Genomic DNA, 14,434 nt, shown 5'->3' with positions numbered 1-14,434 from the left:
GGCGATGTGTCCGCCGGTTCGGATGGTGTGAGCGGTGCAGGTGCTTCAGGTTCAGTTGGAGGTCGGGCCCGACCCCGCGGAGGTCGGACGGGCTCGCAGATGGGCGCGCTCGCGGCTCGCCGGGTCCGGCGTGCGGGACGACGAGCCACTCGCCGAGACGCTCATCCTGCTCATCTCGGAACTCGTGACGAACGCGGTGGTGCACACCGGCTGTCCGGCCGTGCTGCGCATGCTGTTCGGCCCGACGGGCGCCCCGGGGGACGCGGGGACCGTACGGGTCGAGGTGGCCGACGCCAGCTGCCGTCCGCCGCAGCAGCGGCACGCGCGCGGTGAGGACACCGGCGGCCGGGGTCTGGAGCTGGTCGACGGTCTGGCCGACCGCTGGGGCTGGCAGCCGGAGGGCGCGGGCAAGCGCATCTGGTGCGAGGTCGACCGGAGCATCCCCGTCATCCAGGTCCAGATGCAGCCCGGCGCCCACGGCGTGGCTCAGAGCACGGCCACGGGCGCGACCGGGGTGCCCGTCGCCCCGGTGAACGGCTCGGGCATGGCCGAGAGCAGGAACGCGTAGCGCGCCTGGTCGGCGCAGGCGGTGGACAGTGCCTCCAGGTTCCAGTTCTGGCCCTGCGGCATGCCCATCTCGACCAGGTCCAGCGCGTGCACGCCCAGCCAGAGGTCCTCGATCTCCGGCGGGAAGATCTCGAAGGTCAGCGTGTCGTTGGCGACCGCCGCCACGTCGCGCGCCCGGAACCACTGCGGCGTACGGATCGAGAGCCCCGGTGACGGGTAGCCGTACCCGTTCTTGTCCCCGGCCAGATACACCTGCACCTGCCCGGTGCGTACGAGGACGACGTCCCCGGCCCGTACCCGCACCCCGGCCAGTTCCTCCGCCGCCTCCAGGTCCTCCGGCGTGACCGCGTGGCCGCCGGGCAGCCGGTCCACGCCGTGGGCGCGGGCCACGTCGAGGAGCACCCCCCGCGAGACGACGGGCGGCATCGTGCCGATCCCGCTGAACCGGGCGCCCTCGTGCGCGGTGATCGTGTCGGCGGGGCGGCCGTTGTAGATCCGCCCCGAGTGCGAGGCGTGCGTCAGGGCGTCCCAGTGGGTGGCCGTCTGGAGGCTCAGCACGGCGGAGTCGTCGCTGGTGGCGACGGTGCCGGGGCCGAACAGCTCCTGGTTGATCTGCACCATCGTGTGCAGCGGATTGATCCGCCCCGGTACGAGGCCGCTCTGCACTCCGTCCTGCTGGAGCGGCAGCGCGAGCGGTACGCGCAGCCCCGCGCGGACGGTCGCGGCGGCCTCCCGGACCACCTCGTCGGTGATCAGGTTGAGCGTACCGATCTCGTCGTCCGCGCCCCAGCGCCCCCAGTTGTTGACGCGCTGGGCGAGGTCGTGGAACTCGTCCGGCAGTGACATGGCGCCTCCTGGGGCTTGTGCCGGTGGACCTGATGACCCGTAGAATCTAACGGTCCGTCAGAAACCGCGGGAAGGGGCCGGGCATGGGGAACTTCTTGGCAGGCAAGGTCGTCGCCGTGACCGGGGCGGGGCGCGGCATCGGCCGGGCCGTCGCGCTCGCGGCGGCGGCGGAGGGGGCGAAGGTCGTCGTCAACGACTACGGCGTCCCCATCGAGGGCGGCGAACCGGTGAGCGGGATAGCCGAGTCCGTCGTCAAGGAGATCGGGGCGGCGGGCGGCGAGGCGGTCGCCGTCGCCGACGACATCTCCACGATGGCCGGCGGGCAGCGGGTCGTGGACACCGCGCTCGAACGGTACGGACGGATCGACGGCGTCGTCTGCGTGGCCGGCATCCTGCGGGAACGGATGCTGTTCAACATGTCCGAGGCGGAGTGGGACCCGGTCGTCGCCACCCACCTCAAGGGCACCTTCACCGTCTTCCGGGCCGCGTCGGCCGTCATGCGCAAGCAGGAGGGCGCCGGCACGCTGATCGGCTTCACCAGCGGCAACCACCAGGGGAGCGTGGCCCAGGCGAACTACAGCGCGGCGAAGGGCGGCATCATCTCGCTCGTGCGCAGCGCGGCGCTCGGCCTCCACAAGTACGGTGTCACCGCGAACGCGGTCGCGCCCGTGGCGCGCACCCGGATGTCCGCCAACGTTCCCATGGAGCTGAAGGAGATCGGCGAGCCGGAGGACGTGGCGGCGCTCGTCGTCTACCTCCTCAGCGAGCGGGCCCGCGCCGAGAGGATCACCGGCCAGGTGTACACGATCGCGGGCCCCAAGATCGCGGTCTGGGCCCAGCCGAGGGAGCTGCGCGCGGCGTACGCGGAGGGCGGCGCCTGGACCCCGGAACGCGTCGCGGACTTCCTGCCGGGGACGGTGGGGACGGACCCGATGCCGATGCTGGCGCGGCTGGAGGAGATGGCGGAGGCGGCGCGCGCGAAGTCCCGCCCCAACGCGTGAGCGCTGCGCTGCGCTCTTTCGGCGGTCGCCGAGAGCCCCTTCGGCGGTCACTTCCCGCTCCTCAATCGCCGGAGGGGCTTGGTTTTGTGCCCCGCTCCTCAATCGCCGGAGGGGCTGGCACTGCCCCTGAGGGGGTGGAGTCGCCCCGAGGGTGGAGTCGCCCCGACGGTGGAGCCGCCCCAGGAGTGGAAGCGAGCCCGGAAGGGCTCATCGCACCCCCAACCGAAGGAGCCGCACATGAGAGGCATCGTCTTTGACGGCAAGCGGGCCCAGGTCGTGCACGACCTGGAGGTTCGGGACCCCGCGCCTGGCGAGGTCCGGGTCGCGGTCGCCGCCGCGGGCATCTGCCACAGTGACCTGTCGGTGATCGACGGCACCATCTCGTTCCCGCCGCCCGTCGTCCTCGGCCACGAGGGCGCCGGCATCGTGGACGCGGTCGGCCCCGGCGTCACGCACGTCGTCCCCGGCGACCACGTCGCGCTGTCCACGCTCGCCAACTGCGGGGCCTGCGCGCAGTGCGACCGGGGGCGGCCCACGATGTGCCGGAAGGCGATCGGGCGGCCGGGCCGCCCGTTCACGCGGGGTGGCGAGCCGCTGTACCAGTTCGCGTCGAACTCCGCGTTCGCGGAGAAGACCGTGGTCAAGGCCGTGCAGGCGGTGAAGATCCCCGAGGACCTGCCGCTCACCTCGGCGGCCCTGATCGGCTGCGGGGTGCTGACGGGAGTCGGAGCCGTACTGAACAGGGCGAAGGTCGACCACGGCGAGAGCGTCCTCGTGATCGGGACGGGCGGGATCGGGCTCAACGTGATCCAGGGCGCGCGGATCGCCGGCGCGCGGTGCGTCGTCGCCGTCGACTCGAACCCGGAGAAGGAGGCCGCAGCCCGTCTGTTCGGCGCCACGCACTTCCTGACGTCGGCCGACGGGGTCAGGGACATCCTGCCGAACGGCGTCGACCACGCCTTCGAGTGCGTCGGCCGCACCGAGCTGATCCGGACCGCGATCGACCTGCTCGACCGGCACGGGCAGGCGGTCCTGCTGGGCGTACCGGCGGCGACGGCCGAGGCGTCGTTCCTGGTGTCCTCGATGTACCTGGACAAGTCGATCCTCGGCTGCCGCTACGGCTCGTCGCGCCCGCAGCGGGACATCGCCCTGTACGCGGACCTCTACCGGGAGGGCCGGCTGCTGCTCGACGAACTGGTCACCGCGACCTACCCGGTGGAGGACTTCGCCGCGGCGGCGGACGACGCGCACCACGGGCGGGTGGCCCGGGGGGTGCTGGTGTTCTGAGGGGTCCGGGTCACGCCCGGTGGCCGGCCGTCGAGCGGAACGTGCGGCGGTAGACCGTCGGCGAGACCCCCAGCGCCGTCTGGAGGTGCTGTCGCAGGGACGTGGGGGTGCCGAAGCCGGCGTCCCGGGCCACCTGGTCGATCGACAGGTCGGTGGACTCCAGGAGCCGGCGCGCCAGTTCCACCCGCTGCTGGGTCAGCCACTGCACGGGGCTGACGCCGACCTCCTCGCGGAACCGCCGGGTGAACGTCCGTACGCTCATGGACTCCTGCTGGGCCATGTCCCGCAGCTGGATCGGGCGTTCAAGCCGGCCCAGGGCCCAGGCGCGGGCGGTGGTCGTCGTGGCGAACTGCGTGTCGGGGACCGGCCGCTGGATGTACTGCGCCTGGCCGCCGTCGCGGTGCGGCGGTACGACCGTGCGCCGGGCCACGTCGTTGGCGACGGCGGTGCCGTGGTCGCGGCGCACCATGTGCAGGCAGAGGTCGATCCCGGCGGCGACCCCGGCGGAGGTCAGGACGTCGCCGTCGTCGATGAACAGGACGTCGGGGTCGACCCGGACGGCGGGGAAGAGCTGCTGGAAGTGGTCGGCGGAGGACCAGTGCGTGGTGGCGGGGCGTCCGTCGAGGTAGCCGGCGGCGGCCAGGACGTAGCTGCCGGTGCAGATGGACACCATCCGGGTGCCCGGCCGTACGTACGCCAGCGCGGCGGCCAGCTCCCCGGTCAGCCGGCCCTCGTCGTGGACGGGTCCCAGCTCGTAGCTGGCGGGGACGACGACCGTGTCGGCGGTGGCGAGGGCTTCCGGCCCGTGTTCGACGGTGATCGTGAAGTCCGCGTCGGTGCGGACCGGTCCCGGCGGACGCACGGAGCAGGTCACGACCTCGTACAGCTTCCGGCCCCGGCCCCGGCCCTGCGGATCGGCGGTGCGGGCGAGCCCGAATATCCTCTGGGGGATGCCCAGTTCGAAGGGGAGCAGCCCATCGAGGGCGAGGACGACGACCCGGTGCGGCACAACGGTCTCCCTTCGGGGCTGCTGGTCCCGGCGAAAAGTACCTAGCTGGTATAGACCATAAGCTGATACATGTCATCGGTGTGAAGGAAAAGCCAGCAGACTCCGTGTGCATTCCCACCACGGACCACAAGCGCACCCCGGGTGACCCGTCCCCTCTCGCGTCTTCTCTCCCGTTCCTGCCCGCGGAGCCCCCGCGGCTCTGGAACCGTAACTTCCGGTTGTTCTTCGTCGCCCGGACCGCGGCGCTGTTCGGGGACGGAATGATCCCCGTCGCCCTCACCGCGGGCCTGCTCGGGGCCGGGCGGCCCCCTGCGGCGGTCGGCTACGCGCTGGCGGCCTGGATGGGCCCGCTCGCGGTGTTCGTGCTCTTCGGGGGTGTTCTCGCGGACCGGTTCACCCCGCGCCGGATGATGATCATCGCCGACGCGCTGCGGCTGGTCGGCGCCTCGGTGCTCGCCGTCTCGTTCGCCACCGGCAACCCGCCGCTGTGGGCGGTGTACGCGCTGAGCGCGGTCGCCGGCGTCGGGGCGGCGCTGTTCCAGCCGGGCGTGGCGTCCACCGTGCCCAGGGTGGCGCCGGACGTCCAGCGCGGCAACGCCGTGCTGCGGGTCTCCGAGGCGCTGATGACCATGGCGGGCCCGGCCTTCGCGGGCGTGCTCGTCGGCCTGGCGAGCGCCGGGGCGGTCTACGCGGCCAACGCGTCCACGTTCCTGGTCTCCGGGGCCTGCCTCTTCCTGCTGCGCCTGGCCCCGGCCCCCTCGGACGACGCGCCGCGCGGCTCGTTCCTCGCGGAACTGGCGGACGGCTGGCGGGAGTTCACCGCGCGCAGCTGGCTGTGGGGCGTGATAGCCATCTGGACGGTGTACGGCTTCGCCGTGCTCGGCCCGATGCTGCCGCTCACCGCCGTCGAGGTCACCGAGGCACACGGCTCGGGCACGTACGGCGTGCTGATGGCCGTGAACGGCGCCGGCAGCGTCGTGGGCGGCCTGCTCGCGCTGCGGCTGCGCCCGCGCCGGCCCCTGGCCGCGGGGGCCGTCGCGCTGACCGGGGTGTGCGTGAACCTGATCGTGCTGGGGCTCGGGCTGCCCGTACCGGCGCTGGGGGCGGGGCAGTTCGTGGCGGGTGCGGCGTCCGCGTTCTGGCTGGTGATGTGGTCGACCACCGTCCAGACACACGTACCGCCGCAGGCGCTGAACCGGCTGCACGCCTACGACGTGGCCGGTTCGCTGCTGATGGTGGCGGCGGGCCGGGCGCTCGCGGGCCCCGTCGCGGACCGGCTGGGCACGGCCGAGGTGCTGATCGCCGGGGCGGTGATCAACATGCTGGCGGTGGGCGTCCTGCTGGCGGCCCGCCCGGTGCGCCGCCTGGAACGGATCGGCTGACCCGCCCGACGGGAGGGTGGGCGCGGCTACTTGTCGCGTGCCCGCTCCTCGGACTGCTGCATCTCGATGACCTGGAGGACGTGCGCGCTGGTCTGCCGGCGCACACTTCCGGCGACGAGCAGCCCCGTACCGGCCACCGACAGGGGCGCGGAGATCCCCAGCAGGGTCAGCTGCTTCGGCATGGTGGTGTCCATCTCGCAGACCGACGAGGCGCGGAAGCAGTACAGCGTGTCGTCCGTGTCCCACAGCAGGAAGCCCAGCCATCCCCACAGCGCACAGGCGATGAGCAGGAGCAGGGCTCCCCAGCCCTGCATCTGCGCGGACCGGTGGTGGAAGTGCCGGCGTGCGACCCACTGCATGAAGTCCCCCGAGGACGTGGACGAACGGCGTCCGCGCGGGTGCGTCCGCCGGGCGACGCAGATCGTACGCGCCCACGGACCACGACGGCCGGGGCGGGCGCCGGCGGCGTGGCCCGATCCTTGCGAACCATGTCCCTCGGGCCACTCGTGGGGAAAGGGCGCGCGACCGGATGCTGGGCGCGTGAATCCGACAACCGAGGGCGCCGCCCCCGCAGCCGCGCCGACGACCGCCCCCGCCGCGCCCCGTCGGTGGCGTGTCCACCGGGCGTGGATCGTCGCCGCCGTCACCTTCGTGACGATCATCGGCGGCGCCGCCTTCAACTCCCTGCCCGGCCTCCTCTTCGACCCGCTCCAGGACGACTTCGGCTGGTCGCGCGGCCAGATCGGGCTCGCCGTCTCCATCGACATGGCGCTGTACGGCCTCACCGCGCCGTTCGCCGCCGCGCTGATGGACCGGTTCGGCATCCGCCGGGTGGTGGCCGTGGCGCTGAGCGCGGTCGCGGCCGGGGCGCTGGCGAGCGTGTGGATGACGGCCGCCTGGCAGCTGATGCTCTACTGGGGCGTCCTCGTCGGGCTCGGCACCGGTTCGATGGCGCTGGCCTTCTCCGCGACGGTCACCAACCGCTGGTTCGTGGCCCGGCGCGGCCTGGTCACCGGCGTCCTCACCGCGGCCGGTGCCTCGGGCCAGCTGGTCTTCCTGCCGCTGTGCGCCTGGATCGTGGACCGGCACGGCTGGCGCCCGGCCTCGGTGACCGTCGCCCTCGCCGCCCTCGTCGTCGTCCCGTTCGTCTGGCTCCTGATGCGCGACCACCCGGCCGACGTGGGGCTCGCCCCGTACGGCGGGGAGTACGTGGCGAAGCCCGCGCCCGCGCGCGGGGCGGCGGGCCGGGCCGTACGGGTCCTGCTCGACGCGGCCCGCACGGGACCGTTCTGGCTGCTCGCCGGGTCCTTCGCGATCTGCGGAGCCTCCACCAACGGCCTGATCCGTACGCACTTCGTGCCCTCGGCGCACGACCACCACATGCCCATCACCGCCGCCGCGTCGCTCCTCGCGGTCATCGGGATCTTCGACATCATCGGCACGGTCTTCTCGGGCTGGCTCACCGACCGCTTCGACGCCCGCCGGCTGCTGGCCGTCTACTACGCGCTGCGCGGCGTCTCACTGCTCTTCCTGCCGTTCCTGATGCAGGCCACCGTCGAGCCGCCGATGGTCTTCTTCATCGTCTTCTACGGCCTGGACTGGGTCGCCACGGTCCCGCCGACCCTGGCCCTGTGCCGGGAGCGGTACGGGGAGGACAGCGCGATCGTCTTCGGCTGGGTCCTGGCCTCGCACCAGGTGGGCGCCGCGCTCGTCGCCTTCCTGGGCGGGGTGGCGCGCGACTACTTCGGCACGTACGACGTGGTCTGGTACGCGGCCGGGGCGCTGTGCGCGGCTGCGGCGCTGATGGTGCTGGTGATCCGCCGGACCGGTGAGCCGGTGAAGGCCGAACTCGCGGCGTGAACCGCCTCGCGGCGTGAACCGCCTCGCGGCGTGAAGCGCTTCGTGGCGCGATCCGCCTCGTGGCGTGAACCGCCTCGTGGCGTGAAGCGCTCAGCTCTCGAAGCGCCCGAACGTCCCCCGGTGGAAGAGGAGGGGCCCCTCGTCCCCCTCCGTCGCCCCCAGCGCCTCCACCCGGCCCACCACGATGAGGTGGTCACCGCCCGTGTGGACGGCCTGGATGCGGCAGTCGACCCAGGCGGGCACGGCGTCGAGCAGCGGGGAAGCGGTCGCCGGGGCGGGGGCGTACCCCACCCCGGCGAACTTGTCGGCCCCGCTGACCGCGAACCCCCGGCACAGCGCGCCCTGGCCCGCGCCCAGGATGTTGACGCAGAAGGCCCCGGCACGGGCGATGCGCGGCCAGGTCGTCGACGTACGGGCGACCATGAACGCGACGAGCGGCGGGTCGAGCGACAGCGAGGCGAACGACTGGCAGGCGAAGCCGGCCGGCCCGTCGGGGCCATGGGCGGTGACGACGGTGACCCCGCTGGCGAAGTGCCCCAGCACCTGGCGGAAGGCGCCCGGGTCGACGGGCGGCCGCTCGTCGTGGGCGACGGCCCGCAGATCGGGGCGCGGCAACGGATCGACCGCCCCCGGTGCGGCGGTGGCCGTCGCGGCGCCGACGGACCTGAGGTAGCGGACGGCGGTCGCTGCCATGCCTGCGTGTCCCATCATCCCTCGATTAGAACTGACGCTACGTCAGATGTGAAGTCCCGCGCGAGGGGCGGACCGCATGCCGACGGGCTCTCACACCCCCCGGTAGGTCGGCTTCCGGCGCTCCACGAAGCTCGCCACGCCCTCCTGGGCGTCGTGGGTGGTCATGTTGATCTCCTGAGCCATGGCCTCGGCGGCGAGCGCCGTGGTGCGGTCGGTGTCCAGGGAGGCGTTGACGAGCTGCTTGGTGAGGGCGATCGAACGGGTCGGGCCCGCGGCCAGCCGTTCCGCCCAGGCGCGTGCGGTCGCGGCCAGTTCCTCGTCCGGGACGGTCCGGTTGACCAGGCCCAGGCGTTCCGCCTCGGCCGCCGGGAGCGCGTCGCCGAAGAACATCAGCTCCTTGGCGCGCTGCGGCCCGACCAGCCGGGGCAGCAGATACGCCCCGCCGCCGTCGGGTACGAGGCCGCGCCGGACGAACACCTCGATGAACTTGGCCGATTCGGCGGCCAGGACCAGATCGCAGGCGAACGCGAGGTGGGCGCCGATGCCGGCCGCGGTGCCGTTGACCGCCGCCAGGACCGGTTTCTCGCAGTCCAGGACCGCCGTGATCAGCCGTTGCGCGCCGAGCCTGATCGTGCGGGCGACATCGCCCGGCACCCGGCCCGTGGTGGCCGGGGCGCCGCGCAGGTCGGCGCCCGCGCAGAAGCCGCGGCCGGTGGCCGTGAGGACGACGGCCCGGACGGCGGGGTCGGCGGAGGCGTCCGCGAGCAGCGCGATGACGTGTTCGCGCTGCTCCCAGGTGACGGCGTTCATCGCTTCGGGGCGGTTGAGGGTGATCCACGAGACCCCGTTGGCCGTGGCGTGGAGTATCAATGGATCAGCCGGCCCGGAGGGGGCGGCGTGGTCGGTGGTGTCTTCGGGGGAGGACGACATGAGGCAGCTCCTGAGCAGGTGTTCGGGCGGGCCGTTTCAGCCCGTCCGGCGATTGAGGACGGAACGCCGCGCCCCGGTCCGGTCCGGTCCGGGCCGGTCCGGCCGGCCGGGGGCCCGCACCCCGGACCGGTTCAGGCGAGGGGCGAAGGAACCGCGCCCCGGTCCGGTTCAGGCGACCGGCCCCCCGGAAGGCCCGCTCAGCGGCAGACCGCCAGTGCGTCCAGGGCCACCGCTCCCTGGCCCCGGCCCAGTACCATCAGTGGGTTGATGTCCAGCTCCGCCAGGTCGTCGCCCAGTTCGAGCGCCATCCGCTCGACCCGCAGGACCACCTCCACGAGCGCGTCCACATCCACCGGCGGCCCGCCGCGCACCCCTTCGAGCAGGGCCCGGCCGCGCAGCTCGCCGAGCATCGCCCGCGCCTGCTCCTCGCCGAACGGCGGCACCCGCACCGCCGCGTCGTGCAGCACCTCCACGAGCACGCCGCCCAGACCCACCGTCACCGTCGGTCCGAACAGCGGGTCCCGGGTGACGCCGACCATCATCTCGACGCCGCGCTCCACCATCTGGCAGACCAGGATGCCGTCGAGTTCGACGTCCTCGTAGCGGGCGATGTCGGTGAGTTCCCGGTAGGCGTCGCGGACCTGGCTGGCCGAGGTCAGGCCGACCTTGACGAGGCCCAGTTCCGTCTTGTGGGCGAGCCGGGCGCCGGACGCCTTCATGACGACGGGGTAGCCGACGAGCCCCGCCGCGCGGACCGCCGCGGCGGCGCTGGTCACCAACTGCTCGCGGGGAACCCGGATCCCGTACGCCCGCAGCAGCTGCTTCGCCGCGTGCTCGCTGAGCTGCTGCCCCGGGCGCATCAGCGCCCGCGCCTTGCGGAAGGAGGGCGAGGGGGTGCGCGGGGCCTCGTCGAAGGGGGAGCGGTACGAGGCGACGAAGCGGTGGTGGTCCAGGTAGGCCTTCACGGCGGTGACGCAGTTGCCGAAGGTGCGGAAGGTGGCGACGCGGGACGAGCCGAGCAGCGTGGTGCGGTAGGCCTCCTCGGTGCCGACCGGCGACCCCCACACCACGCACACCAGCTTGTCCGTGGCCTCCGCCGCGTCGACCAGGTCCTGCGCGAGCCGGTCGCTCATCGGCGGGAAGGGGCCGGTGATGGGACAGATCAGCACGCCCACCGAGGGGTCGGCGAGGATCGCGTCGATGATCTTCCGGCCGCGCCAGTCGCCGACCGGGTGCCCGCCGTTGTCGACCGGGTTCGTCACGTTCAGGTAGTCCGGTATCCAGGTGTGCAGCTCGGCCTGCTTGTCCGCCGGGAGTTCGGGGAGGTGGAGTCCGGCGCCCGTGGCCAGGTCCGCGAAGTGCGCGCCCGTGCCGCCCGAGATCGAATAGACGACGACGCCCTCGGCCTGCGGCTTGCGGGCGCGGGCCAAGAGGGCGGCGGTGTCCTGGAGTTCGTCCAGGCCGTCCACGCGGATCACGCCGAACTGCCGCATCGCCGCGTCGACCACCTGGTCGGCGCCGGTCAGCTTGCCGGTGTGTGACGCGGCCGTCCTGGCCCCCGCCTCCGTCCGTCCCACCTTGACCGCGACCACGGGGACCCCGGCCCGCGCGGCCCGGTCCGCCGCGAGCAGGAAGGAGCGCCCGTCCTTGAGCCCCTCCACGTAGCAGGCGATGGCCCCGACCTCGGGGCGCTGCGAGAAGTACGCGATGAAGTCGGCGGTCTCCAGATCGGCCTCGTTGCCCGTGGGCGCCCAGTGGGAGAGGCGTACGCCCAGCTCCTGGAGGGTGTAGACGGGGCGGCCCTGGTGGCCGGACTGGGTGATCAGCGCGATCGCCGGGCCTTCGAGGTCGTCGCGGAACTCCTCGAAGGCGTTGAGGTTGGTGTTCGGGCCGAGCAGCCGCAGCCCCGACCGCTCCACCGCGGCGGCCAGCCGGGCCTGGGCGGCGGCGCCCTCCTCGCCGGTCTCGGCGAACCCGGAGGCGAAGGCGACGGCGAACCGCACCTTGGCCCGGTCCAGTTCCTCGATCACGGGGAGCGGGTCGCTGACGAGCAGCACCGCGAGGTCGACCTGTTCCGGCAGGGCGGCGACGGAGGGGGAGCACGCCCGCCCGAAGACCGACGTGCGTGTGGGGTGCACGGGATACAGCCGCGCTCCGACGCGCTCGGCCCAGGTGGTGAGCTGGCGGGTGATGCCGGTGTTGGGGCGCCCCTCGGTGTCGGACGCCCCGATGACGGCGACGGACTCGGGCCGGAAGAACCGGTCCAGGTCCGGGACGGGGGCGTGCAGCGGCCGGCCGCTGACGTCGAGGTCGCCCTCCGGGGCGATGGTGGCCCTGCTGTGGACGGCGGCGCGTGGTTCCTCGCCGCAGGCCACCACCCTGGCGCGGAAGTCGGTGGTGAGGGTGCCGTGAGTCGATCCAAGCATCGTTCCGCCCACTCCTGCTCGAAGGTCCGCCGGGCGCGTGGAGCCGCCAGGCCGGTGTCCGAAGCTGACACTCTGTCAGGTTACTGAACTGACGGCCCGTCAGGAATGGGTGTGCGCGTAAATGATGGAGGGGGCGCCCGGATGAGCGCCGGACGGGCGTGGCGGGCGTGGCGGGCCGGGCGAGCCGGACGGGCGTGGCGGGCCGGACGGGCTGGAGGGGCGCCCGGCCGTCAGGGGGTGTGCGGGGAGCGGTGTGTGGGACGTGTGTCCGGCCGTCACCGGGTGTGCGGGGAGCTGCGGTGTGCCGGTGTGCCCTCTTCCGTGAGGTGGGTGTCCATGGTGGCGTTCAGGTCGGCCATGAACGCCTCGAACCGCTCCAGGAGTTCGGGCGGGTAGTGCGCCATCGTGGCGTCGAGCCGGCGGGCCAGTGGCCCGAAGAATTCGTCCGCCCGTTCCTGGATGTGCCCGCCGCTGCGCAGGGTGATGACGCGCCGGTCGGTGTGCTCCCGGACGCGGGTGATGTGCCCCGCCGCTTCGAGGCGGTTCAGCAGGGCGGTGGTGGCGCCCGTGGACAGCGGGATGCGCTCGCTCAGCCGGGCCGGTGACAGGGGGGTGCCGCGCTCCTCGGCGGCGGCGATCTCCAGTACCGCGGTGGCGTCGGTGGAGTGCAGGCCGAGCCAGGCGGCGAAGCGCCGGCTCAGCTCGGCGTAGTGGCCGCCGTGGACCCGCAGTGCCTCCATGAGCCGCTCGCGCCGCTCCGCGACGCCGTCGCCCTTCACGTCCTCCATGCGTGCCCCTTCACCTCTCCTCCGCCGCGCGGGCCGCGTCGGCGGCCCGCTTTGACAACCTACCGCCACCACTTTACCTTCACCATAGAACTACTTCACACTGGAACTACTTCATGATGGAGGTACTGAGCGTGCGTGACCCGTCCCCCACCCCGGGCGCCCCGCCCCAGCCGTACCGGTGGCTGATCCTGGCGGTGATGATCGTCGCCGAGGTCATGGACCTCCTGGACGCGTCGATCGTCAACGTCGCGGGCCCGGACCTGGAGAGATCCCTCGGTGCCGGTTCCATCGGCCTCCAGTGGGTGATCGGCGGCTACGCCCTGACCCTGGGCGCGGGCCTGGTGCTGGGCGGCCGGCTCGGTGACCGCTACGGGCGGCGCCGGATGTTCCTGATCGGGCTGGCGGCCTTCACGGCGAGCTCGCTGCTGTGCGCGCTCGCGCCCGGCATCGGCTCGCTGATCGCCTTCCGCCTGCTCCAGGGCACCGCGGGGGCGATGCTGCTCCCACAGGGCCTCGGCCTGCTGCGGGAGAACTTCTCCGGTCCCGAGCTGACCAAGGTCTTCGCGATCTTCGGTCCCGTCCTCGGCCTCGGCGGCATCATCGGCCCCGTCCTCGGCGGCTTCCTCATCGAGGGCGACTTCTTCGGCCTGGGCTGGCGGTCGGTGTTCCTGGTCAACCTGCCCATCGGCCTCGCGGCGCTGATCGTCGCCGCGAAGTTCGTGCCGAGGAAGCCGGGCGACCGCGCGGTGCGGGTCGACATGGCGGGCGCGGCCCTGGTGGTGGCGGCCTGCGCCCTGCTGGTGCTGCCGCTCAACCAGGGGCAGGAGAGCGGCTGGCCGCTGTGGACCTGGCTGTGCATGGCCGCCTCGGCGCTCGGCTTCGCCCTGTTCGCCGCCCGGCAGCGCCGTACGGCCGCGGCGGGCCGCGCCCCGCTGGTGACCCCGGGCCTGCTGCGCAAGCCTGCCTTCACCGTCGGGCTCGGCGGCATCGCCCTGTTCTTCGGCGGACTGATCGGCACGCAGCTCGTGCTCACCCTCTACCTCCAGATCGGGCGGCAGTTCACCGCCGGCGAGGCCGGACTCGGCAACCTGCCGCTGGCGGTGGGGACCGCGATCGGCGGGGCCGTCAGCGGTGCGTTCCTCGCGGACCGGATCGGCCGCAAGGTGCTCCAGATCGGACCGCTGGTCCAGCTGGCCGGCGCGGCCGTGCTCTGGTTCGAGCTCGACGGACTCGACGCCACCTCGTTCTCGATCTGGGACATCGTCCCCGGTGTGACGGTGGCGGGCATCGGCGCCGGCATGGTGATCGCCGCCCTGTTCAGCTTCATCCTCGCCGCGGTGGACGACGACGAGATCGGGTCCGCCTCCGGTGTCCTGTCGGCGGTCCAGGCGCTCGGCGGCTCCATCGGCGTCGCGGTCTTCGGCTCGGTGTTCTTCGACCGGGCCGGGTCCGGTGACTTCACCGGCGGCTTCCACCGCGCGCTGATCGTCCAGGCGTGCCTGCTGGTGGCCTTCCTCGCCATCACCTTCCTGCTGCCCGCGAAGGGCCGCCCGGAGGACGAACAGCTCGGGATCGCCCCGGAACCGGCCGCCGACGGCTCCGGCGCGGAGCGGCAGCTCACCCGGTGAAGCCCGGTCGTTCGCGC

Annotated in this window: 13 protein-coding genes; 6 read left to right on the top strand and 7 right to left on the bottom strand. The window is 73.1% G+C overall.

What is annotated here, in order from left to right:
• The first annotated feature begins 34 nt into the window (after positions 1–34).
• Entirely contained in the window at positions 35–568 is a 534-nt protein-coding gene (locus tag B082_RS0117470) for an ATP-binding protein (protein ID WP_234018176.1), read from the top strand.
• On the opposite strand, the gene B082_RS0117465 is transcribed toward B082_RS0117470, so the two are convergent.
• The gene (locus tag B082_RS0117465; protein ID WP_018553104.1) at positions 487–1,413 is read right to left on the bottom strand and encodes a cyclase family protein; all 927 of its coding nucleotides are present in this window, start codon (positions 1,411–1,413) and stop codon (positions 487–489) included. The two genes, B082_RS0117470 and B082_RS0117465, sit on opposite strands and share 82 nt — an antisense overlap.
• 83 nt (positions 1,414–1,496) lie before the next feature.
• Here B082_RS0117465 and B082_RS0117460 point away from each other — a divergent pair, with 83 nt between their 5' ends.
• Together B082_RS0117460 and B082_RS0117455 are read left to right on the top strand one after the other, a co-directional pair.
• A complete protein-coding gene (locus tag B082_RS0117460; RefSeq protein ID WP_018553103.1) occupies positions 1,497–2,414 on the top strand; it encodes an SDR family oxidoreductase in 918 nt (305 codons plus the stop codon).
• Positions 2,415–2,651: 237 nt separating this feature from the next.
• Positions 2,652–3,701, top strand: coding sequence for a Zn-dependent alcohol dehydrogenase (locus tag B082_RS0117455; RefSeq protein ID WP_018553102.1), 1,050 nt, complete (start codon positions 2,652–2,654; stop codon positions 3,699–3,701).
• A 10-nt stretch (positions 3,702–3,711) separates the two neighbouring features.
• Here B082_RS0117455 and B082_RS0117450 read toward each other — a convergent pair whose 3' ends face one another.
• On the bottom strand, positions 3,712–4,710 hold the full coding sequence (locus tag B082_RS0117450) for a GlxA family transcriptional regulator (protein ID WP_018553101.1): 999 nt from the start codon (positions 4,708–4,710) through the stop codon (positions 3,712–3,714).
• Between the two features lie 104 nt (positions 4,711–4,814).
• Here B082_RS0117450 and B082_RS0117445 point away from each other — a divergent pair, with 104 nt between their 5' ends.
• Positions 4,815–6,092, top strand: a complete 1,278-nt coding sequence (locus B082_RS0117445) for an MFS transporter (RefSeq protein WP_026249898.1) — start codon at positions 4,815–4,817, stop codon at positions 6,090–6,092.
• Positions 6,093–6,118: 26 nt separating this feature from the next.
• Here B082_RS0117445 and B082_RS0117440 read toward each other — a convergent pair whose 3' ends face one another.
• Complete coding sequence (locus B082_RS0117440; protein WP_018553099.1) at positions 6,119–6,451, bottom strand: hypothetical protein; 333 nt, start codon at positions 6,449–6,451, stop codon at positions 6,119–6,121.
• Positions 6,452–6,632: 181 nt separating this feature from the next.
• Here B082_RS0117440 and B082_RS0117435 point away from each other — a divergent pair, with 181 nt between their 5' ends.
• Positions 6,633–7,952: an MFS transporter gene (locus B082_RS0117435; protein WP_018553098.1), complete on the top strand. Its 1,320-nt coding sequence runs from the start codon at positions 6,633–6,635 to the stop codon at positions 7,950–7,952.
• 90 nt (positions 7,953–8,042) lie between these two features.
• Here the strand turns inward: B082_RS0117435 and B082_RS0117430 are convergent, their stop codons facing one another.
• The 4 genes from B082_RS0117430 to B082_RS0117415 form a co-directional block, all read right to left on the bottom strand.
• Entirely contained in the window at positions 8,043–8,645 is a 603-nt protein-coding gene (locus B082_RS0117430) for a flavin reductase family protein (RefSeq protein ID WP_018553097.1), read from the bottom strand.
• Positions 8,646–8,735: 90 nt separating this feature from the next.
• Positions 8,736–9,575, bottom strand: coding sequence for an enoyl-CoA hydratase-related protein (locus B082_RS0117425; protein WP_018553096.1), 840 nt, complete (start codon positions 9,573–9,575; stop codon positions 8,736–8,738).
• 197 nt (positions 9,576–9,772) lie between these two features.
• Entirely contained in the window at positions 9,773–12,001 is a 2,229-nt protein-coding gene (locus tag B082_RS0117420; protein ID WP_018553095.1) for an acetate--CoA ligase family protein, read from the bottom strand.
• Between the two features lie 275 nt (positions 12,002–12,276).
• Complete coding sequence (locus B082_RS0117415) at positions 12,277–12,789, bottom strand: MarR family winged helix-turn-helix transcriptional regulator (RefSeq protein WP_018553094.1); 513 nt, start codon at positions 12,787–12,789, stop codon at positions 12,277–12,279.
• Positions 12,790–12,902: 113 nt separating this feature from the next.
• Between B082_RS0117415 and B082_RS0117410 the strand changes: the two genes are divergently transcribed.
• The gene (locus B082_RS0117410; protein ID WP_018553093.1) at positions 12,903–14,417 is read left to right on the top strand and encodes an MFS transporter; all 1,515 of its coding nucleotides are present in this window, start codon (positions 12,903–12,905) and stop codon (positions 14,415–14,417) included.
• Positions 14,418–14,434: the final 17 nt, after the last annotated feature.

It is taken from the genome of Streptomyces sp. ATexAB-D23, assembly GCF_000373645.1.
Classification (GTDB): domain Bacteria; phylum Actinomycetota; class Actinomycetes; order Streptomycetales; family Streptomycetaceae; genus Streptomyces; species Streptomyces castrisilvae.
This window is presented reverse-complemented; position numbering and strand designations above follow the sequence as displayed.

Coding starts and splice junctions, on each gene's coding strand:
- B082_RS0117420 (WP_018553095.1), bottom strand. CDS start 12,001: ATGCTTGGATCGACTCACGGCACCCTCACCACCGACTTCCGCGCCAGG.
- B082_RS0117410 (WP_018553093.1), top strand. CDS start 12,903: ATGATGGAGGTACTGAGCGTGCGTGACCCGTCCCCCACCCCGGGCGCC.
- B082_RS0117440 (WP_018553099.1), bottom strand. CDS start 6,451: ATGCAGTGGGTCGCACGCCGGCACTTCCACCACCGGTCCGCGCAGATG.
- B082_RS0117425 (WP_018553096.1), bottom strand. CDS start 9,575: ATGTCGTCCTCCCCCGAAGACACCACCGACCACGCCGCCCCCTCCGGG.
- B082_RS0117430 (WP_018553097.1), bottom strand. CDS start 8,645: ATGGCAGCGACCGCCGTCCGCTACCTCAGGTCCGTCGGCGCCGCGACG.
- B082_RS0117465 (WP_018553104.1), bottom strand. CDS start 1,413: ATGTCACTGCCGGACGAGTTCCACGACCTCGCCCAGCGCGTCAACAAC.
- B082_RS0117455 (WP_018553102.1), top strand. CDS start 2,652: ATGAGAGGCATCGTCTTTGACGGCAAGCGGGCCCAGGTCGTGCACGAC.
- B082_RS0117460 (WP_018553103.1), top strand. CDS start 1,497: ATGGGGAACTTCTTGGCAGGCAAGGTCGTCGCCGTGACCGGGGCGGGG.
- B082_RS0117415 (WP_018553094.1), bottom strand. CDS start 12,789: ATGGAGGACGTGAAGGGCGACGGCGTCGCGGAGCGGCGCGAGCGGCTC.